The 21001-nt window shown below is 65.7% G+C and carries 19 protein-coding genes; 14 read left to right on the plus strand and 5 right to left on the minus strand.

The genetic code is table 11. The annotated features are described in order from the left end of the window. The first annotated feature begins 87 nt into the window (after nt 1-87). From ACVWY6_RS00445 to ACVWY6_RS00455, 3 genes are read left to right on the plus strand one after another with little or no spacing between them, the layout of a single operon-like run. Nucleotides 88-2028, plus strand: coding sequence for a dynamin family protein (locus tag ACVWY6_RS00445; RefSeq protein ID WP_457535549.1), 1941 nt, complete (start codon nt 88-90; stop codon nt 2026-2028). Beyond that, entirely contained in the window at nt 2025-3491 is a 1467-nt protein-coding gene (locus tag ACVWY6_RS00450) for a dynamin family protein (protein ID WP_457535551.1), read from the plus strand. The genes ACVWY6_RS00445 and ACVWY6_RS00450 overlap by 4 nt, the downstream gene beginning before the upstream one ends. Nucleotides 3492-3498: 7 nt before the next feature. Further along, on the plus strand, nt 3499-4101 hold the full coding sequence (locus tag ACVWY6_RS00455; protein WP_457535553.1) for a hypothetical protein: 603 nt from the start codon (nt 3499-3501) through the stop codon (nt 4099-4101). 39 nt (nt 4102-4140) lie between these two features. Here the strand turns inward: ACVWY6_RS00455 and ACVWY6_RS00460 are convergent, their stop codons facing one another. Continuing rightward, the gene (locus ACVWY6_RS00460; protein ID WP_457535555.1) at nt 4141-4701 is read right to left on the minus strand and encodes a hypothetical protein; all 561 of its coding nucleotides are present in this window, start codon (nt 4699-4701) and stop codon (nt 4141-4143) included. A gap of 301 nt (nt 4702-5002) precedes the next feature. Here ACVWY6_RS00460 and dnaK point away from each other — a divergent pair, with 301 nt between their 5' ends. From dnaK to ACVWY6_RS00485, 5 genes are all read left to right on the plus strand, one after another. Continuing rightward, nucleotides 5003-6847 (plus strand): molecular chaperone DnaK, encoded by a 1845-nt coding sequence (gene dnaK / locus ACVWY6_RS00465; protein WP_023957660.1) that lies wholly within the window; start codon nt 5003-5005, stop codon nt 6845-6847. Further along, nucleotides 6844-7458: a nucleotide exchange factor GrpE gene (gene grpE / locus ACVWY6_RS00470; protein ID WP_062797001.1), complete on the plus strand. Its 615-nt coding sequence runs from the start codon at nt 6844-6846 to the stop codon at nt 7456-7458. Before dnaK ends, grpE begins: the two co-directional genes overlap by 4 nt. A gap of 95 nt (nt 7459-7553) precedes the next feature. Beyond that, on the plus strand, nt 7554-8738 hold the full coding sequence (gene dnaJ, locus ACVWY6_RS00475; protein WP_030175885.1) for a molecular chaperone DnaJ: 1185 nt from the start codon (nt 7554-7556) through the stop codon (nt 8736-8738). Then, entirely contained in the window at nt 8738-9148 is a 411-nt protein-coding gene (locus tag ACVWY6_RS00480) for a heat shock protein transcriptional repressor HspR (protein ID WP_023957654.1), read from the plus strand. Before dnaJ ends, ACVWY6_RS00480 begins: the two co-directional genes overlap by 1 nt. Nucleotides 9149-9230: 82 nt before the next feature. Then, nucleotides 9231-10418, plus strand: a complete 1188-nt coding sequence (locus tag ACVWY6_RS00485; protein ID WP_457535558.1) for a hypothetical protein — start codon at nt 9231-9233, stop codon at nt 10416-10418. 5 nt (nt 10419-10423) lie between these two features. Here the strand turns inward: ACVWY6_RS00485 and ACVWY6_RS00490 are convergent, their stop codons facing one another. Continuing rightward, nucleotides 10424-11575, minus strand: coding sequence for an FAD-binding oxidoreductase (locus tag ACVWY6_RS00490; RefSeq protein WP_457536825.1), 1152 nt, complete (start codon nt 11573-11575; stop codon nt 10424-10426). Between the two features lie 164 nt (nt 11576-11739). Between ACVWY6_RS00490 and ACVWY6_RS00495 the strand changes: the two genes are divergently transcribed. Next, the gene (locus tag ACVWY6_RS00495) at nt 11740-12894 is read left to right on the plus strand and encodes an amidohydrolase family protein (RefSeq protein WP_457535560.1); all 1155 of its coding nucleotides are present in this window, start codon (nt 11740-11742) and stop codon (nt 12892-12894) included. Here the strand turns inward: ACVWY6_RS00495 and ACVWY6_RS00500 are convergent, their stop codons facing one another. After that, on the minus strand, nt 12895-14625 hold the full coding sequence (locus ACVWY6_RS00500) for an FAD-dependent oxidoreductase (RefSeq protein WP_457535562.1): 1731 nt from the start codon (nt 14623-14625) through the stop codon (nt 12895-12897). A gap of 105 nt (nt 14626-14730) precedes the next feature. Here ACVWY6_RS00500 and ACVWY6_RS00505 point away from each other — a divergent pair, with 105 nt between their 5' ends. Both ACVWY6_RS00505 and ACVWY6_RS00510 read left to right on the plus strand, forming a co-directional pair. Further along, nucleotides 14731-16152, plus strand: coding sequence for an LLM class flavin-dependent oxidoreductase (locus ACVWY6_RS00505; protein WP_457535564.1), 1422 nt, complete (start codon nt 14731-14733; stop codon nt 16150-16152). A 147-nt stretch (nt 16153-16299) separates the two neighbouring features. Next, nucleotides 16300-16683, plus strand: coding sequence for an SHOCT domain-containing protein (locus tag ACVWY6_RS00510; protein ID WP_062797011.1), 384 nt, complete (start codon nt 16300-16302; stop codon nt 16681-16683). A 27-nt stretch (nt 16684-16710) separates the two neighbouring features. Here the strand turns inward: ACVWY6_RS00510 and ACVWY6_RS00515 are convergent, their stop codons facing one another. Both ACVWY6_RS00515 and ACVWY6_RS00520 read right to left on the minus strand, forming a co-directional pair. Continuing rightward, a complete protein-coding gene (locus ACVWY6_RS00515; RefSeq protein ID WP_457535565.1) occupies nt 16711-17310 on the minus strand; it encodes a LysE family translocator in 600 nt (199 codons plus the stop codon). Continuing rightward, a complete protein-coding gene (locus ACVWY6_RS00520) occupies nt 17307-17879 on the minus strand; it encodes a CGNR zinc finger domain-containing protein (RefSeq protein WP_457535567.1) in 573 nt (190 codons plus the stop codon). Before ACVWY6_RS00520 ends, ACVWY6_RS00515 begins: the two co-directional genes overlap by 4 nt. 266 nt (nt 17880-18145) lie before the next feature. Here ACVWY6_RS00520 and ACVWY6_RS00525 point away from each other — a divergent pair, with 266 nt between their 5' ends. Genes ACVWY6_RS00525 through ACVWY6_RS00535 form a run of 3 tightly spaced genes read left to right on the plus strand, consistent with a single transcriptional unit; the run spans nt 18146 to nt 20404 of the window. Next, nucleotides 18146-19222, plus strand: coding sequence for an NAD(P)H-binding protein (locus tag ACVWY6_RS00525; RefSeq protein WP_400720790.1), 1077 nt, complete (start codon nt 18146-18148; stop codon nt 19220-19222). After that, complete coding sequence (locus tag ACVWY6_RS00530; protein WP_023957636.1) at nt 19219-19923, plus strand: CPBP family intramembrane glutamic endopeptidase; 705 nt, start codon at nt 19219-19221, stop codon at nt 19921-19923. The genes ACVWY6_RS00525 and ACVWY6_RS00530 overlap by 4 nt, the downstream gene beginning before the upstream one ends. Nucleotides 19924-19975: 52 nt before the next feature. Next, entirely contained in the window at nt 19976-20404 is a 429-nt protein-coding gene (locus tag ACVWY6_RS00535; protein ID WP_457535569.1) for a type II toxin-antitoxin system Rv0910 family toxin, read from the plus strand. Nucleotides 20405-21001: the final 597 nt, after the last annotated feature.

Consider the following 21001-nt stretch of genomic DNA (forward strand, 5'->3'; position numbering starts at 1 on the left):
ATCGGTCCCGCACACGGTTACGTGTGCGGGACCGATGTGGTTGTGTTCTCGGTAGACCCTTCATCATTTCGACGACCAGCAGACCGGATGACCGATGAAAAGCGCCTCAGCATGAAGAGCATCGCCGGATCGTCGGCCACACCCGCCGACGGTGCACCCGAAGGCGCTCAGCCGGGCCGGCTGGGCGAGCTGTTGGGCCGGATGGGTCAGATCGCTGCCAAGTCGGGACGGCAGGACCTGGTCGACCGTCTAGAGGGAGCCCGCACCCGGGTCTCCGATCCGCGCGTACGGATCGTGGTGGTGGGGCCGCTCAAGCAGGGCAAGAGCCAGTTCGTCAATTCCCTGCTGAACGTCGAGGTGTGTTCGGTCGGCGACGACGAGACCACCGCCGTGCCCACTCTCGTGCAGAACGGCCAGCAGCCGTCCGCCGAACTTGTTCTCGCGCAACCGGGCAGTGACCCCGTTCGCACCCCGTTGCCGATGGGCCAGCTCACCTCCGTGACCCCCGACCACCCGCTGGCCGAGGGACGCGACATCACCCGGCTCGAGGTCAACGTCCCCAGCCCGCTGCTGGCCGACGGCCTGGTGCTTGTCGACACCCCCGGCGTCGGTGGACACGGGAACCCGCATGCCGCAAGCACTCTCGGGCTGATCCCATCCGCAGACGCGGTTTTTGTGGTGTCCGACGCAAGCCAGGAGTTCACCGAGCCCGAGATCTCTTTTCTTCGCCAGGTGATGACGCTGTGCCCGACCGTCGCCTGCCTGATCACGAAAACCGACCTGTATCCCCACTGGCGTCAGATCGTCGATGCCGACCGGGCACACCTCGAGCGCGAGGGACTCGACGTCCAGCTGCTGCCGGTGTCGTCGATGCTGCGTTCGCACGCACTGCGTCTCGGTGACGACTCGCTCAATGTCGAGGCCGGGTTCGTGGAGGTGTACCGATTCCTCCGGGAGCGGGTGGTCGCCCGGGCCGACCACTCGACTCGCGAATCAGTGGCCCTGGACCTGCGTTCGGTGTCCGAGCATCTGGCCCTCACCCTGGGCAGTGAGCTCGCGGCGATGCGCAGTCCCGAGACGGCCGCTGCCGCGGTCGCTGAACTCACCCGAGCCAAAACTGCCGCCGAGGACATGCAGAAGCGGTCGTCGCTGTGGCAGCAAACCCTCGCCGACGGCATCACGGACCTCGCCGCCGACATCGACCACGATCTGCGAGACCGGTTGCGCGCCATCACCCGCGAGGCCGAACAGGCAGTCGACGAAGGTGATCCGGGTAAGGACTGGCCGCAGCTCACCGAATGGCTCGAGGACCAGATCGCGGTGGCCGTCGGTGACAACTTCGTGTGGGCGCACGAGCGGGCGGTGTGGCTCGCCGAACGGGTGGCTGAGCACTTCGCCGAGACCGCCGAGGCCAACCTGCCGCGCCTCGACATCTCCGACATCGACGGGATCTTCGATCCGGTCACCGAACTCTCCGATCTCGAGTCCGGAAAGGTCGGCATCACCCAGAAGGTACTGATCGGGATGAAGGGCTCCTACGGAGGTGTCCTGATGTTCGGCCTTATCGGCACCTTCGCCGGGCTCGCGTTGATCAACCCGATCTCGGTCGGGGCCGGACTCCTGCTGGGAACCAAGGCATACAAGGACGACAAGGAGGCGCGCACCAACGAACGGCGGAACAAGGCCAAGGCCTCCATCCGCAAGTTCACCGACGACGTCAGCTTCCAGGTAGGCAAGGAATCGAAGGATCGGCTTCGCCACATCCAGCGGACGTTGCGTGACCATTTCACCCAGGTCGCCGAACAGTCGGCACGGTCGATAGGTGACTCGCTGCAGGCGGCCCAAGAGGCCGCGGCGATGGCCGGCTCCGAACAGCGAACCCGGACCGCCGAACTCGAGCAGGAGCTCAAAGCTGTTGCGGCGCTGCGTAAGGTGGCGTTGCAGCTGGATCCGGCCATCGAAGCCACGGGGGGCGCTGCGGCAACCCCGGCGGTCAGATCAGCATCGGCGGATCGGGCCGTGGAGTGAGTACCCTCGACCGCGCCCGTGAGCTGCTCGACGCTGCCGAGAAGGTGTGCGGAGGTGACCGCTGGGCCGCTGCCCGGCTGGCCGACTGTTCCGACCGACTCGACGAACCGTTGCGCATCGCCATCGCGGGGTCGTTGAAGGCGGGCAAGTCGACCCTGCTCAACGCGATGGTCGGCCAGGACATCGCACCGACCGACGCCACCGAGTGCACCCGCGTGGTCACCTGGTACCGGCGCGGAGTCAACCCCAAGGTCACGGCCCGGTACGACGGCGAGCGATCAGCCGGGATCCCCGTGTTACGCCGAAATGGCCACCTCACCTTCGACTTCGGCGATCTGACCGCCGACCGCGTCGACCGCCTCGACGTCGAGTGGCCGGCCAGAGCACTGCGGTCGATGACCATCATCGACACCCCGGGGACGGCGTCGCTGTCGCGGGACGTGTCGGCACTGACCGTCGACATGCTCACCCCCGAGGACGGCGAGTCGGGCGCCGACGCGGTGGTCTATCTGCTGCGCACGCTCACCAGTACCGACACCGCCTTCCTCGGCAGGATCGGGGAGTCCATCGGCGGTGAGTCCGGGCCACTGGGTGTGGTCGGTGTGGTGTCACGGGCCGACGAGGTCGGCGCGGGTCGGGTGGACGCGATGATGTCGGCCAAACAGGTTGCGGCGCGGTTCGCCACCGAGCTCGAACGCACCGGCCTGTGTCAAGCGGTGGTGCCGGTTGCCGGTCTGCTGGCTCTCGGCGCGCGCACCCTGCGACAGGTCGAGTACTCCGCGTTCGTCGCTCTGGCTGCCGTTGCGCCCGAAGAACTCTCGTTGGCGATGCTCTCGACCGACCGATTCATCCGGCCCGAGACCCCGCTGCCCGTCGAGCCTGGTCTGCGTGCGGAGTTGCTCGACCGCTTCGGTATGTACGGCATCCGGATGGCCGTCACCCTGATTCGGCTCGGAACGCCCGATTCACCCACTCTGGCAACCGAACTGGTCGACCGCAGCGGTCTCACCGAACTCCGGCAGATCATCGATGTGCAGTTCGGGCAGCGCGCCGATCAGCTCAAGACCCACACCGCGCTGATTGCCCTGGAACGCATTCTTGCGCATTATGATTCGGCCGAGACCGAAGAGCTGCGCAAGGCGACGGCGCGTATGCTGGCCGATGTTCACGGGTTCGCCGAGCTGCGGTTGCTCGGCAAACTGCGCACCGGGGGAATCCAGTTGCCGCCCCAGGACCGCGATGACCTGCAACGCATCATCGGTGGCTCCGGCATCGAACCCTGGGCCCGGCTCGGTATCGCACCCGACGACAGCGTCGATCTGCATCGCAAGGCCGCGATGGAAGCGGTCCGGCGCTGGCGCACCCGTGCCGCCCATCCGCTGTTCGACCGGCCGACAGCGGTGGCGTGCACGGTCGCCGCCCGCAGTGCCGAAGGTATTCTCGCCGAGCTCGATTCGCAGTGACGACACCGTGACGCGCCTGCGTTTCGACGGCGACATCTCCGGGATGGGAACCGCTGCGGGCGTTCGTATCGTGGTCGGGCACTGGCCGACATCACATCTGGGCGACTTCGCCGACGTCATGGTCGAGTTCGCCGACGGTGAGCGGCTGCTCATCGCACCGAGTGATGAGGTGCGCGACTTCGTCACCGCCACGTACCATTTCGACCGCAGCGTGATCGCCGACGTGACCTACGAATCGGACGGCTCGCGGGTGTCGGTGCGGGCGGGCGATCTGGAGTTGTCATTTGTCGTCGGCGCGCCGACCCTGCTCGGACGGCTGCTGTCACTGATGCCGCGTGCCGTGGTCACCGCGCCGTGGTTCTGTGCCATCAGCGACCCGATCGCCCGGGTGTTCCTGCGCGGTGTGCGAACCCGCGGCTCAGCAGGCGGAGGCCGCCGCGAGTATTACGGCGCGCGGGGTCAGCGGCGCATCGAGTCGGTGGTGGCGGAGTGGCAGGGCAACGACCTCGGCGGATTGACCGACGTCGACCCACCGGTTCGTTTCGGCTTCGGTTCCACCCCGAAGAAGCCTGCGATGACACTGATCACCACCACGATCGACGAGCGCTAGCCCCAGTTCTCGGCGGCCCCGGTGTCGGCGACCCCGTCCTCAGCGACGGATCGGCGCGCCCTTGAGCCATCGGCTGATCGCGGGGGCGAACAGCAGCGCGGTGGCGACGGCTGCTCCTGCCGCAACTGCAAGCGGCAGCCATCCGGCCGCAGCGCCGAGGACGTCGCGGGCGGGGTCGATGACCGTCCAGAACGCGACCGCCCCGATCACCGCGACCACACCGATGGTCGCGAGGAGGCTCCGGCTCGACGGCACACGGTCACGCAGCCGGAGAATCCCGAACAGGCCGCACGCCAACACGAGGAACGCCACCACACCACTGGCGATCATCGCGATCTTCACGGTATCGGCGAGTTCCTCCGGGGTCGCCGACAGGTTGTCCTCGGCGAGAGACCGGGTCAGTTCGGCGCGCACGTCGGCGTGGTCGAAGCCCACCATCGCGGCCGTCACCACCAGGGCGACCAGCGTGAGCAGCCAGATCACCGCCGCGATGTCGAGAACCCGGGGCCGCTCGTCAGGGATCGCATCGTGTAGCGGTTCGATCCGGATCTCGGGACGGGCCGGACGGGGGCGCGGAGGAATCGGATCGGGCGGTGTCACCGTCTGAGCGTAACGAGCCTGCCGCCCCAGCCGTGGACTTCCGGAGGCAATGGCCCACCTTGAGTCGGTCCGACTCAACTATTTGAGATTTTCGGGAACAGTTTGCGCACTTGGTCCGTTACACCTCTCGAGAGACCTGAGCCGCGAAGACTCAACCCGGTTTGACGTGAATGGCATCGACCGGTAACAGTTGAGTCGATCGCGCTGAGGTTTCGGACCCCAAGAAAAGGTCGTCACAGACCACAAACGTGAACAAATTGTGCGCGCACGGTTGCGCCGCACTGCTTATAGGAGGCAACAAATGGCTCGTGCTGTTGGAATCGACCTGGGCACCACCAACTCGGTGGTCTCTGTGCTCGAAGGTGGCGAACCCACCGTTATCGCCAACGCCGAGGGCGCCCGCACCACCCCGTCGGTGGTTGCATTCGCCCGCAACGGCGAGGTTCTGGTCGGACAGCCGGCCAAGAACCAGGCAGTCACCAACGTCGACCGCACCATCCGTTCGGTCAAGCGCCACATGGGCGAGGACTGGACCACGTCCATCGACGACAAGAACTACACGCCACAGGAGATCAGCGCTCGCACGCTGATGAAGCTCAAGCGCGACGCCGAGAGCTACCTGGGCGACGAGGTCGTCGACGCGGTCATCACCGTCCCGGCGTACTTCAACGACGCCCAGCGTCAGGCCACCAAGGAAGCCGGCCAGATCGCCGGCCTCAACGTGCTCCGCATCGTCAACGAGCCCACCGCCGCCGCATTGGCGTACGGCCTGGACAAGGGCGAGAAGGAACAGACCATCCTGGTGTTCGACCTCGGTGGCGGTACGTTCGACGTCTCGCTGCTGGAGATCGGCGACGGTGTCGTCGAGGTCCGGGCGACCTCCGGTGACAACCACCTCGGTGGTGACGACTGGGATCAGCGTGTCGTCGACTGGCTCGTCGACAAGTTCAAGGCGCAGAACGGCATCGACCTGACCAAGGACAAGATGGCCCTGCAGCGTCTGCGTGAGGCCGCCGAGAAGGCGAAGATCGAACTGTCCTCGGGACAGAGCACCTCGATCAACCTGCCCTACATCACGGTCGACGCGGACAAGAACCCGCTGTTCCTCGACGAGCAGCTCACCCGCAGTGAGTTCCAGAAGATCACCAACGACCTGCTCGAGCGCACCCGTGCGCCGTTCCAGGCCGTGGTCAAGGACGCCGGCATCGCCGTCGGCGACATCGACCACGTCGTGCTCGTCGGTGGGTCCACCCGTATGCCCGCCGTCAGCGACCTGGTGCGTGAACTGACCGGAGGCCGCGAGCCCAACAAGGGTGTCAACCCGGACGAGGTCGTGGCCGTCGGTGCCGCACTGCAGGCCGGTGTGCTCCGCGGTGAGGTCAAGGACGTTCTGCTCCTCGACGTCACCCCGCTCTCCCTCGGTATCGAGACCAAGGGCGGCGTGATGCACAAGCTGATCGAGCGCAACACCACCATCCCGACCAAGCGGTCGGAGACCTACACCACGGCAGAGGACAATCAGCCGTCGGTGCAGATCCAGGTGTATCAGGGTGAGCGTGAGATCGCCTCGCACAACAAGCTGCTCGGTTCGTTCGAGCTGGCCGGTATCGCGCCTGCACCGCAGGGTGTCCCGCAGATTGAGGTGACCTTCGACATCGACGCCAACGGCATCGTGCACGTCACCGCCAAGGACAAGGGCACCGGCAAGGAGAACACCATCCGGATCCAGGACGGCTCCGGCCTGTCCAAGGACGAGATCGATCGGATGATCAAGGACGCCGAAGCGCACGCCGACGAAGACCGGAAGCGTCGCGAAGAGGCAGAGACCCGCAACCAGGCGGAATCGCTGGTCAACCAGACCGAGAAGTTCCTCAAGGAGTCCGACGACAAGGTCCCGGCCGAGCTCAAGACCAAGGTCGAAGGCTCGATCGAGGGCGTGCGTGAAGCTCTCAAGGGCAGCGACCTCGGCGCCGTGAAGTCGGCTGTCGAGAAGCTGACCACCGACTCCCAGGAGCTCGGTCAGGCGATCTACGCCAACGCCGCTGCCGAAGGTGACGGAGCTGCCGCTGCTGGCGGGGCCGACGATGTCGTCGACGCCGAGGTCGTGGACGAAGGTGCTGACAGCAACGCCGGAGAGACCAAGTGACCGGTCCGGAATCCGATCCGGTAACCGCCACGGAGGAAGCTCCTCCGGCCACGGATGCCGCGGATGCGCCCGTAGACGGCGCAGACGCGGCACCCGCTCCGGAATCGGATGACACGGTGGATGCGGCCATCGACGACGCGGTCGCCGACGTCGCGGGCTCGGACAAGGAGTCCGAGTTGCTCGCCGACCTGCAGCGTGTGCACGCGGAGTACGCCAACTATCGGCGTCGCGCCGAGCGCGAGAAGGTCAGCGCGCAGCAGTACGGCAAGGGTGATCTCATCAAGTCGCTGCTGCCCGTCCTTGACGACCTGGACCGCGCACGTGCGCACGGTGACCTCGAAGCGGGCCCGCTGCGTGCGGTGGCCGATAAGATCACCGAGACACTCACCGCGGCCGGTCTCGCCTCGTTCGGGGCCGAGGGCGACGAGTTCGACCCGGCGCTGCACGAAGCGGTGCAACATGAAGGTCAGGGATCGAACCCGGTGATCGGAACGGTGTACCGGCAAGGTTTCCGGCTCGGCGACCGGGTACTGCGCACCGCCATGGTCGTGGTGGTCGACGGTCCGGAACCGGCAGTACAGACCCCTGCGGGTCAGACCAACGAAGAATGAGCATTCCGGCCCAGGCGCACCGCGCCTGGGCCGGGATCGCTACCAAGACTTTTTGCACACAACGAGATTTGAGAAAGAGAAGGAGGTGACGCCTGGTGGCTCCTCAACGTGAGTGGCTCGAACAGGACTTCTACAAAGCGCTGGGCGTTGCATCCGATGCGTCCGCCGACGACATCAAGCGGGCCTACCGCAAGCTGGCGCGCGAACTGCATCCCGATGCGAACCCGAACGACCCGGCTGCCGAAGAACGCTTCAAGCTGGTTTCCGAGGCGCACAGCGTGCTGTCCGACCCTGCCAAGCGTAAGGAATACGACGACACCCGGCGGATGTTCGCCGGCGCGCGCGGTCGCGGTGGTGCTGCCGGATTCCCCGGCGGCTACGGCACCACGGCCGGAGGTCAGGAGTTCAACCTCAACGATCTGTTCGGTGACGCGGCGGGCGGACCGGCCGGCGGCGCAGGCGGATTCAGCGACCTGTTCGGTGGGCTGTTCAACCGCACCGCCACCCCCCGTGGCACCCAGACGCGCAGCCGTCGCGGCAACGACCTGGAAACCGAGACCACGCTGACTTTCAAAGAAGCGGCGCTGGGTACCTCGAAAACCATCACCATCACCAGTTCGGCGCCGTGCACGAACTGTCATGGCAGTGGCGCGAAGCCCGGCACCAGTCCGCGGGTGTGCCCCACCTGCAACGGCGCCGGCGTCGTCAGCCGCAACCAGGGCGCATTCGGATTCAGCGAACCGTGTTCGGACTGCCGCGGCACCGGATCCAAGATCGACGATCCGTGCCCGGTGTGCGAGGGCGACGGCGCCACGGTCCGTACCCGCCCGATCACCGTGCGCATCCCGCCCGGTGTGTCCGACGGCGGCAGGATCCGGCTGGCCGGGCAGGGCGAAGCGGGCCTGCGCGGCGCACCGTCGGGCGACCTGTACGTCAGCGTGCACGTCTCACCCGACCGCACGTTCACCCGCAGCGGCGACGACGTGAAGGTGACTCTCCCGGTGACCTTCGCCGAACTGGTCCTCGGCACCACGGTGTCGGTACCGACACTCGACGGCAGTGTCGGGTTGAAGATCCCGCCGAACACCGTGGACGGACGCACCCTGCGGGTTCGCGGCCGCGGTGTCGCCAAACGCGCAGGCGGCGCCGGCGATCTGTTGGTGACCGTGAAGGTTGCAGTGCCGCCGAAGCTCGACGACGCGGCCATCGAAGCTCTTGGCAAGTACGCCGCGGCAGAAAAGGCCAGCGGTTTCGACCCGCGTGCGAATTGGGGTAAGTGATGAGCTCCCGCCGTGAAGAACGTGAATCCGCCGATCAATCGGCGCGGATGTTCGTGATCTCGGTGGCCGCCGAACTGGCCGGCATGCACGCGCAGACACTGCGCACCTACGACCGCCTCGGGCTCGTCACCCCCCAGCGCGCGGCGGGTGGCGGGCGGCGGTACTCCAGCCGCGACGTCGAACTGCTCCGCGAGGTGCAGCGACTGTCGCAGGACGAGGGTGTGAACCTGGCCGGCATCAAGCGCGTGATCGAGTTGACCAACCAGGTCGACGCGCTGCAGAGCCGGATCCGTGAACTGGAGGCAGAGGTCGCCGCCCATCGCGCGAGCAGTCGCGGCGAGCTCGTCCCGATGCCGCGAACCAGCGCGTTGGTCGTGTGGAAGCCGCGCCGCGAGCGCGGCGACAGATGAGCACGGTATCGGCAGGAGTCGATTCCGCCTCGCATTTCGTGAGTTTCGGTAACAGCGCCTTCGATGAGAGCGATACTCAGGTATGAGCCAGGTACTCGGGATTTCGATCACCGACCTGGAGATCGCCTCGGTGGTCGCCGATTCCGGCACCGGTGAGGTCTTGGCTCGCAACTTCGTGGAGTTGACGGGCCCTTCTCCTGAGATCGCCTTCGACGCGATCTATCAGTTGGTCGAGTCAGCACCCATCACGCCATCGGCGATCACCATCGCATGCTCCGACAGCGGAATGCAGTTGGCGATCGACGACATCCTCGCCGCGAAGGTCGTGCCCGACTTCATCCTGCCGCCGAACCCGGCAAATTCCTCGGCCGGTCCGATCAAACCTGCGTGGTTCGCGCGCACGACCGTCGTCGGGACCCCACTCGCGTTCGCCGAGCTCGCGACCACTCAGTTCGGTTCACGCGGTGTTGTGGTGGTTGCCGACCTCGACACCACCGGGGCCCTGTTCACCGGCCAGTCCGTCGCACTCATCGACACCTCGGCCCGCACCGTCGTGGGGGCCAGTGCGGTGTCCGGATTCGGCGAACGGCTCCCGGTCACCGAGCCCGAGGGCGCGCAGACCCTCGCCGATGCGATCGCGGTCATCCCGAACCCCAGCAACGCCGTCCACGGAGTTGTGGTGGTGGGCCCGGGCGCGCAGGTTCCCGGAGTCGCGCCGTCGCTCGAATACGCCCTGCAATTGCCCGTGCAGCTGGTGGACGATCCTCAATACGCGGCCGCCAGCGGTGCGGCCATGGTCGCCGCCGCCGCGGTCGGGCACAGTCGCGACAACAACCGATGGGTGCTGCTCTCGGCGAGCGCCGGTGCCGCGCTGCTGCTGGCCGTCGGGGTGATCATCGCGGTCGTGATGACCGGTGGCAGCAACAATCCCGAGACCGTGAGCGACGACAACTCCGTCACCGCCAAGTTCTCGAGCACCAGCACCACCACCCCTGTGACCACGTCGAAGGGGTTGTCGCGCATATCGTCTCCGACGATCTCGGTGCCCGCGAGCAGCACTCGGACGATCCCGGCTCCGCCACCGGCGCCGCCGACCACCATCACCCAGGCACCGCCGCCGATCACCGTCACCCAGCCACCGCCGCCGGTGACAACAACTGATCCGCCGGAGACCACCGATCCGCCGGAGACCACCGATCCGCCGGAGACCACAACCTCCACGACAACCACTACGCCCGGCACCACCACAACCACGACCACGGTTCCGTAGGCCGGCTAAACCGGGTCGTGCTGCATCAAGCTCGCTCGGATGCCCGCGATGAGCAGGCGTCTCCGGGTGGTGGCCAGCATCTCCGGTGAACCTGCGAGCAGCACTTGATGATCGGTCCAGTCGCGGTCGTAGCCGAGTACTGCGTCGGCGAGTTGGCCCTGCACTCGCTCCAGTTCGATGGTCTGATCGTGCTCGCTCGGGGTGCTCCACCAGGGATCGGTCTCGTCCTCCACCACGGTGGTGATGGTGAGCCACGGGTTGGTCGCCGCGATCTGCCACAAGAACGACAGATCGTAGAGATCGGCCGGGTACCGCGCACCGTAGAACAGGTGCACCTGAGGCGCGTCGACCCGCCGTGCGAGTTCGATGATCATCGCCCGCAGGGGTGCGAGCCCGGTTCCGCCCGCGATCATCAACACGTCGCGGTCGGGCATCAGGTGCAGGGTTCCGTGGTTCTGCGCGAACGTCCACACGTCGCCGACCTGGGTTTCGGTGACTATCGAGTTGCTCACCGAGCCGCCCGGAACCGCTCGGACGTGGAACTCCAGCTCACCGGCGGGGTTGGCGGGGATGGACGGCGAGAGATGGCGCCATATCCGCGGCCATTGGGGTATCTGCACTTCGAGGTACTGGCCGGCCGAGTAGGTCAGCGGTGTACGGCTGAGCAGCCGCACGATGGCCAGGTCGCGGGACAACCGGTACTTCTCGGCGACCGTCGCCTGCCAGGTGGCAGGACCCTTCGCCGAATGTGCGGCGCCCCGCATCACCCCCGTGGTGAGCATCAGCGCCTGTGACACCACATTCGCGGACTCCTCATCCCATTGGGGGCCCATCGTCGCAGCGATCTCACGGGTCAGCGCCACGAGGAACTGCTGGTAGTGCTCCTCGGTGACCCCGAACTTGCGGTGGTCGCGGCCGAGCTGCCCGAGGAAGTCCAGCAAATGGGTATGGCTGCTGCTGTCGGGGACCGTTTCAAGTACGTAGTCGATGACCCGGAACAGGGTCGCTCGCTGATGGGCCATGTTCGCCGGGAAGAGGTCGCGCAGCTCGGGATTCATCGCGAACAGGCGCAGATAGAAGTTCGCGGTGAACCGGTCGGCATCTCGTCCCAGTACATCGCGCACCTGCAAGAGCACATGCCGTGTATGGGTACCCACGCCGCGTCGGCCTTCCCTCATCGCGCTGCGAACAACGCCTGTCAGCATAGATACTTCCGCGACAGACCGTATTTTATTGTCTCGCGTTCCGCGCAGGAATGGATTGTCGCATTCGGTCGCGAACTTGCGATCGGTGTGCGTACAACGCTGGGTACAGTCATTCCATGGCAAAAGGACGGGCAGAGGACTCTGCGCGATCCGAAGGGGATACGCGTTTGTCCGGTGGGGCACTGCTGGGGATCGTCCCCGGTGTCATCGACACGCACATTCACCAGTGGGATCCGCTTCGGACCCCGCGTGAGGCAGCGAAACGCACCCGCATCTACCGGGCGGCGCCGGTACTGGGCAAGGCCATCTTCCGGTACGCCGTTGCCCAGCGCGACCGCGAACTCGTGCTCGACCCCAAGTTCGTCACCCGGCCGTATCTGCCCAAGCACTACTACGCCGACGCCGCCAAGGTGGTGCCGCTGACCGGTGTTCCGGTGGAGTCCGTGGTGCACATGCAGGCCGACTGGCGCACGGACGATCCGATGGCTGCCGCTGCCGAGACACGCTGGGTCACCAGCCTGCCGTTCGGCCAGGAAGGTGCTCCGGAGCTCGGTGCGGTGATCGCCAGAGGTGATCCGCGCAGCCCCGAGTTCGGGCAGCTGCTGGACATGCATCTGGAGATCAGTGAGCTGGTCCGCGGGATCCGGTGCATGGCGGCATGGCATCCCGACCCCAAGGTGCGCAGCTGGGCCGACACCGACGGGGTGTTCGCGTCGGCGGATTTCCTCGGAGGGTTCGGCGCCCTCGCCGAGCGCAACCTGGTCTTCGAGGCGTGGGTGTACTCCCATCAATTGCGCGACGTGCGGACGCTGGCACGCGAGTACCCGGACACCACCATCGTGCTGAACCATCTGGGCACCCCGGTGGGTCTGTTCGGGCCGATGGGCCAGAGCACCGGCCACACGGCCGCCCAGCGTCACGAGCTGATGCGTGCGTGGCGTGAGGACATCAGCGCAGTTGCCCAGTGCCGCAACGTGATCGCCAAGCTGTCGGGCATCGCTTTCCCGTTGCTCGGTTACGGACACCAGCGGTCGGGCAACATCGGCACCCAGCAGACACTGACGAACATGACCGGACCGCTTCTCGAGCATGCGGTGTCGGTGTTCGGGCCGGATCGCCTCATGTTCGGTTCCAATTTCCCGGCCGACAAACCCAACGCGTCGATGGCAACCATCGTGGGCACCCAACTCGACGTGCTCGCCCCCTATGGGGAAGACCTGCTGCGCAAGGCGTTTCGCGACAATGCCCGCCGGGTGTACTCGATCGACTGATCAGTGACTGGGCGGCAGGTTGGCCAGCCGTAGTTGCGACAATCTGTCGTGCACAAGCGGCACCGACGACGCTCCTTCGCCGCTGGCCGAGGCCACGCGCTTCATGGATCCGCTGCGAACGTCGCCGACCGCGAAGATCCCGGGGACGCTGGTCTCGAGGAATGCCGGGGGCACGCCGTCCACCCAGAGCTCTTTCGGTACGGACCGTCCGGTCAGCAGGAAGCCGTGGTCGTCGCGGGCGACCTGCGCGGGGATCCAGTCGCAGGTGGGGGCGGCGCCGAGCAGCAGGAACAGTCCTGCGGCCTCGACCCGTTCGGGTGTGCGGGTTCTGTTGTCGCACAGCGTGAGCCATTCCAGGTGGCCGTCGCCGCCGCCGTCGATCACCTCGGTGTACCCGCGTACGGTGATCCGTGGGTTGGCCTGGATCTCACGAATCAGGTAGTCCGACATGGTTTCTGCGAGACCCTCACGCCGTACCGCGATGGTGACCGCATCGGCGAAACGTGACAGGTGCATGGCCGCCTGGCCCGCCGAGTTGCCGCCACCGACCACCACGACGTGTTTGCCGGTCATCTCGCGGGCCGCGCTGGTGGCTGCGCCGTAGTAGACCCCGGCGCCGACGAGATCTTCGATGCCACGCACCCCGAATCGGCGGTACGCCACGCCGGTCGCGATCACGATGGTGCGGGCACAGATCTTGGCGTCATCCACCCGGACGTGGTGATGGTCGGTACCCACCTCGATGCTCGTGGCGCCGCGACCACTGAAGAACTGGGCCCCGAACCGGCTCGCCTGGATGCGGGCTCGCTGGGCCAGCCGCATGCCGGAGATGCCCCTGGGGAAGCCGAGATAGTTCTTGATCATCGAGCTGGTTCCCGCCTGACCTCCGATCGCGCCGGATTCGAGCACTGTGGTGGACAGGCCCTCGGATGCGCCGTACACGGCAGCGGCCAGGCCCGCCGGCCCTGCGCCCAGCACCACAACGTCGGAGACTGTGCCGTCGGGGATGCTGTCCGCCGACCCGTAAACCGATTCGGCCACCTGCGCGAGAGTCGGCCGCGACAGTGGCGGGCGTCCGGCACGGGAGAGGATGGGGAACTCGGCCTTGCCTTCGACCGACGCGAGTAGAGCCCGGCCCGCAAGGGATTCGGGGCTGTGGATCTGGACGGGCATACCCATCCGGTCCAGGAAGTCGCGGATCGCGGAGAGCTCGGATGATGGTCCGTCGGTGACGATCTGGATGAAGGCGACCTCGGGTGCGGCCACCGACCACCCCCAGTCGGACAGGTATTCGACGATCGCGGTGTGGAACTCCTCGTCGCGCTGTCCCTGCGGGATCGCGAGATAGGTGTCGTACTTGCCTGCGGAGATCTCGCCGCGCAGGTCGTCGAACGAGGTGCCGAACTTGCTGGCCGGGATCAGGGCGATACGCCGCGCGGTGGGCACCAGGTACCGCATCTTGTGCAGCAGTCGGGACCCGTCCCACCCTTCTTCGAACGCGGACAGTTCGGAGACGATGAGCGCCACCGGGACGTTCTGCGCGAGCAGCGCTTTGACGGTGTCGATGGCGGCTGCGGCGGTTTCGGTGAAGACGACGGAGTAGTCGCGACCGTAGCGGCTGCGGATCTCGTCGACGATGGTGTTGCGGTTGTCTTCGGTGACCGCCAACACGATGGCGGGGGTCAGTCGGTCGTCAGGGCCCAGATCTTCTTCAGGTGCAAATGCGCTCACCGGTCAAATTTAGTCGGTCATTCGGGCCAGCGTGATTCCAAGTGTTTCCCGCGGGGTCGGAGCTGCCCAGAATTGCCCTGCAACTGCCCGTGGAAGGTGTACCGAATGACCCGCAAGATCCGGTTCAACGCGTTCGACATGAACTGCGTAGCCCATCAATCGCCAGGTATGTGGCGTCATCCCGACGACCGGTCGTGGGACTACAACACCCTCGACTACTGGGTTGATCTGGCGAAGGCGCTCGAGGGTGGCGGTTTCGACGGGCTGTTCATCGCCGACGTGCTGGGCACCTACGACGTGTACGCCGGCACCGATGAGGCGGCGATCCGCCAGGGCGCCCAGATCCCGGTGGCCGATCCGCTGTTGCTCGTCTCGGCGATGGCCCACGCCACCGAACATCTCGGGTTCGGCATCACGGCGGGCACCGGATTCGAGCATCCGTATCCCTTCGCCCGGCGGTTGTCCACGCTCGACCACCTGACGCGTGGCCGGATCGGTTGGAATGTCGTCACCGGCTATCTGCCCGCTGCGGCCCGCAACATGGGTGAGGTCGACCAGCTCGAACACGACGCCCGTTACGACCACGCCGACGAATACCTGACCGTGCTCTACAAGTTGTGGGAAGGCTCGTGGGAACGGGATGCGGTGCGCCGCGACAAGGAGCACGGTGTGTTCGCCGATCCGGCGAAGGTCCACCACATCGGCCACCGGGGCACGCATTTCAACGTTCCCGGTATCCACCTCCACGAGCCGTCGCCGCAGGGCTCACCGGTCATCTATCAGGCCGGGGCATCTCCCCGGGGGGTCAAGTTCGCAGCAGAGAATGCCGAGGCCATCTTCGTCGGGGCGCCCACCAAGGACATCCTGCGGACCCTCGTGGAGAACATCCGCGGACAGCTGGTGGCGGCAGGCCGCGATGCCTACGACGCCAGGATCTACACGCTCCTGACGATCATCACCGACGAGACCGAGGAAGCTGCCCAGGCCAAGGCCGCGGAGTACCGGCGCTACGCCAGCGACGAGGGCGCCCTGGTGTTCATGTCGGGATGGATGGGCATCGACCTGTCGCAATACGACCTCGACGAGCCGATCGGCAACGTGCACAGCAACGCCATCCAGTCGGCGGTGGCCGCGTTCAGCCAGGCCTCTGATACGGGCAAGGAGTGGACCATCCGCGACATCGCGGCGTGGGGCGGCATCGGAGGGATGGGCCCGCTGTTGGTCGGGTCGGGCGAGAGCATCGCCGACCAGTTGCTCGAGTGGGCCAACGATACAGATGTCGACGGATTCAATCTCGCCTATGCGGTCACCCCCGGAACTTTCACCGACGTCATCGAGCATGTGGTCCCCGCGCTGGAGGCACGCGGGGCCTACGACCGCGAGTACGTGCCGGGAACTCTGCGGCACAAGCTGTTCGGCAAGGGAGATCTGCTTCCCGACCATCACCGAGGTGCGAGCTTCCGGGTGGGCGGCGTCAACTCCACGGTGGACGACTCTCTGCGTTTCGGAGCCGCCGCGCCTGCATGACCGACCAATGAACTCAAATCTCTGAACTGAAATCGGTAGCGATCGAAAACCGAATCTCAACGACACCCCAAATGTGCTTTCACATGCCATGATTCGGGAGAGGTCGCCGATTTCGGCGAGACACCATCAAGCAAGGAGTGGTCGGTCATGTGGGATTCATTCTGGGATTTCATCTGGTACACCGTGGTGATATTCGCGTTCATCGCGTATCTGATGATTCTCTTCAACGTTCTCGCGGATTTGTTCCGCGATCACAAAACATCCGGATTGGTCAAAGCCGTCTGGATCATCTTCTTGATCCTGCTGCCGTACATCACCGTGTTCGTCTACTTGATCGCTCGTGGTCGGGGAATGGCAGAACGTGCGGCAGCGTCGCATGAAGCTGCCAGGAAGCAAGCCGACGACTACATCAGGCAGGCGGCGGGTACGTCACCGGCAGATCAGATCGCCCAGGCCAAGGCGCTTTTGGCTGATGGCACCATCGACCAGAACGAGTTCGAGCAGCTGAAGACCAAAGCGCTCAGTTCCTAGTTGGGCCGGGCGTAGGGCTCGGTGTCGTCAGGCGTTGGCGACACCGAGTGCCATGCCGAGCATGACCAGGAGCACGCCGTTCGCGCAATTCCAACGCCGCCGGATCACGTCGCGCCGCAAAGGCCCCGACAGACGCCTTCCGGCCATCACAACCCCGACATAGACGGCGATTCCGAAGACGACGTCGACCAGCCCCAGAATGGCGAGTTCAAGTGGCAGTGATGCCGTCCCGGTGGCGAATTGGGGCAGTACACCAGTGACAAAAACGATCGCCTTCGGATTGAGGAGATTGGTCCCGAGCGCACTGCGAAATGCTGTCGCCGGTGACGCCGCCTCACGATCGCGGGAGTCACGGTGAACGATCAGACCGACTCCGAGATAGCACAGGTAGATGGCACCGAGTATCTGAATGATGGTGAGTGCCACGGGCGCACGCGCGACGAGAAAGCTGACCCCGGTCACCGCGAGGGCAATGTGTACGGACAGACCCGTCTGAGCTCCGGCGAGTGCGAGCAATCCGTCGCGGCGGTTCTCTGTGGACCACCGCAAGATCAGCAGGAAGTCGGGCCCGGGCACCACGTAGGCGACAGTCAATACCGCGAGATAACCCAGCCAGTCGATCGTCACCGTGGACCGTTGCGGCGATGACGATGCCGATCGACCCGCGCCCGGTTGCCGCATCCTGGACTGCACCAGCGTTGGTTGGGGCGCGCCCGGTGAAAGAACTGACCGCACAAGGGTGCATGACAGACCGCGAGGTTGGCGAGGTCGTCTCGCGCGATGAGGTCGACCACGGCTGCGGCCGCGTGACCCGTCAGCGCGATCGTCGAATTGGTCTGCGCCACAACATGTTCTGCTTCGCGTGCGTTTGCGGTCAGCAATCGGTGAACGGACGCTGCTTGCACCGCGTGATTGATGTCGTCCACGGCATCGGCCGGTAGGGACTCTCCGGCCACAGCGCTGTGCAGGATGAGTAGGGCGGCATCGCGAACGGACCGGAACCGCTCCAGGCAGTGTTCGTCGACGACCTCGGGGCGGGGCATCGGTGCTGGCTCCACGTCGAGCCAGCCGACAAGATCGGCCGGCGTCGCGAGCAACTCGACCTGCCGGCCGTCCTCGATCCGGATGGTGTTGGCGACGTCGAGGGCCAGGTGATCCCCGAGCCACGGCCACTTCCGCTGCAAGGTGTCATCCATGCCTCAGATCGTGCCGATGAAATGGATAGGCTGTCAAAAACCATTACACGGCGGTCGTAAATGCGAGTGATGTCACGATTGCCGCCAACCGCTTCTGGGGTACTTGGCTGCTGAGGATGTAGGGGAACAAGCGATCCAGACGCTCCAATACCGGGGTGAGCCGCCGCAGATCACGTGCTGACGGTGTCGCGGGTTCCGGGAATGTCTACAGACGTAGGCCGAGCACATCGATCGTGGCATTCACGGTCCTGACGAACGGTGATCACATGCGGGTTCTTGTTCTGGGAGCGACCGGTTACATCGGGTCTCGACTGGTCCCAGCTCTGTTGTCGAAGGGGCACGAGGTGGTTGCCGCATCGCGCAATCGCAGCAGTCTCGAGCGCTTCGGATGGTTCGACCGGGTGAAGACCATCGAGTTCGACGCGCTCGACGCCGATTCGGTCCGCGACGGCATCAGCTCGGGCGGCGACATCGACGTCATCTACTACCTCGTCCACGGCATCGGACAACCCAATTTCCGCGACGACGACCGCCGGGCCGCGGACAACGTGGCCGCCGCAGCGCGCGACGCGGGCGTCGGACGCATCGTCTACCTCGGAGGCTTTGTCCCCGACGACGCAGAACTCTCCGAACATCTCGAGAGCCGGGCCGAGGTCGGAACCGCGTTGTCGGTCGACGGGGGAGCGGACCTGGTGTGGTTGCGCGCCGCCGTGGTGATCGGCGCCGGATCCACATCGTTCGAGATGGTGCGCTACATGGCCGACCGCTTGGCCGTGATCCCGCTGCCGGCGTGGATGGACAATCCGATGGATCCGATTTCGGTGCGCGACGCCGTGCACTATCTCGCCGCGGCAGCCACCGACTCGGTGCCTCCGGGCGACTACGACATCAGCGGTCCGGAGCGGTCGTCGTACAACTCGCTGTTGTTCGCCTATCTGCGGGAGATCGGTCAGCCCAGGGTCGGCGTGCTGCTCCCGAACATCGACGTGCGACTGGCCGGTTTTGTCAGCGGTTTCATCGTCCCGGTGCCCAGCGGGCTCGCGTCCGATCTGGTGAGATCACTTGACTACCCGATGAAGGCGTCAGAACATTCGATCCGAGACCACGTCCCCGATCCGCCGGGAGGATTGTTGACCATCCGGGATGCAGTGCGCAGATCCGCCGAGAGTCCACTTCCGAGGCCGGTCGACAAACTCCGCGACATCCATCACCTGGCCGACACCGACCCCGACTGGGCCGGCGGCGACCTGATGCGGGTGAAGATCGGGGTACGAGACCGCCTCGGTCCGGCGTGGAACCTCCTGACCGGGGTCGTTGGCGCGGTGACAGGGCGGCCCAAATGATCACACTGCCTGAGAAGGTCCAGTTCCTCATCGGCACGATGGAGGACGACTCCAACGACCCGCCCGAGACACGCGCCCAGATGTTGCGCCGCAGGATCGTCGTGGTGGTCACGTTGCTCGTCGGCAGCGTGCTGCTGAGCATCTCGCTGTCGATCGATCCCGGTGACTCGTCGTTCTACCCGATGACCTTCGCCCTCGCGGCGGTGTGGGCCATCGGCGCGGTGCTGTCCGGGCCGCTACACCTCGGGGCATTTCCGCCGCCGCGTGGCGGGCCGGTGCGTGCCGGCGCGATCGGTGTCGCGGTGGGGCTGGCGCTGGGTGCGGTGTTTGTTGTCGGGGCGTTGGTGGTCCGGGAGATCCCACCCATCGCCGATTTCGTCTCCGACGTGCTCGACCACGCCGATCAAGGCACCTTCTCCCTGATTCTCGCCACCGCCCTTGTCAACGGCGTGGCGGAGGAGATGTTCTTCCGTGGTGCGGTGTACACGGCCCTCAAAGGCCATGCACCCGTCATCTTCTCCACGCTCATCTACATCGTCGCCACCCTTGCCAGCGGCAACCCGATGCTGGGCTTCGCGGCAATCCTGCTCGGAGCTGTGAGCGCGCTCGAACGTCGTGCCACGGGCGGCATCGTCGCATCGATGGGTACGCACATCTCGTGGACGATCATCATGGTCTTCGCTCTGCCGCCGCTGTTCTGACCCGAGCCGCTCGGCGCGAAGGCCGCACAAAACAACGAAAGTAGACATCCAAATGGCTGGTGTGAATGTGTCCGTCACGTCCGACCTCGAACCTGCTGCGGCCTGGAACATGGCGTCGGATCTGAGTCGCTTCGATGAGTGGATGACGATCTTCGCGGGTTGGAAGAGTCCGTTGCCCGCGCAGATCGAAGAAGGCACCGAGGTGTCGTCGCTGATCAAGGTGAAGGGCTTTCGCAACACGATCCACTGGACCGTGACGCGCTACGACGAGCCCCGGCTGCTCGAGTTGTCGGGCAAGGGTCGCGGCGGTGTGCGGATCGAGATCGCACTGAAGGTCACGCCGGAAGGTAAAGGGTCCATCTTCGACCTCGATGCCACTCTCAGCGGCAGCGTCTTGAACGGCCCCGTCGGCAACCTCGTCGCGAAGGTCATCGAGTCCGACGTCCGCAATTCTGTCGCGAACTTGGTTGCGTTGCGCTGATCGTCGGTAAGGGGTTGCGCGTTCTGTAGTGGGTGCGTGTGCCGGTTTCGCGTGCCGACCCGAACCTCCGCTCGCCTAACTGGCCGACGCTCGGTCTGTAGCCTGAGCTTCTGCCGGTTTCCCGAGCCGTGCCGAACCCAGCTCGCTTAACTGGCCGACGCTCGCCCCGCAGCCCGAGCGTTTGCCGGTTTCCCGAGCTGACCCCGCGACCACGCTCGTCCGGCTGGTCGTTGCTCGGTCTGTAGCCCGAGCTTCTGCCGGTTTCCCGAGCCGACCCGCAACCACGCTCGCCCGGCTAGTCCTTGCTCGCCCCGCAGCCCGAGCGTTTGCGAGTTTTGCGAGCTGCCCGTGACGCCGCGCTCGCTCAACTGGTTATTGCTCTGTCTGTAGCCCGATCCCGCGAGAGTTCTCCGAGCCGGTCCCCGTCTTTGCTCGGTGGTCTGGTCGCTGTTCGTCCCGCAGCCCGAGTTTGCGAACTCCCCCAGCCGACCCGAACCCCGGCTCGCTTAACTGGCCGACGCTCGCCCCGAGCTCTCTCGGCCGGCCACTGCTTGACCCCCAGCAAAAACCCCCGCACCGGGCAAACCAGTACGGGGG

It is taken from the genome of Williamsia sp. R60, from assembly GCF_054063855.1.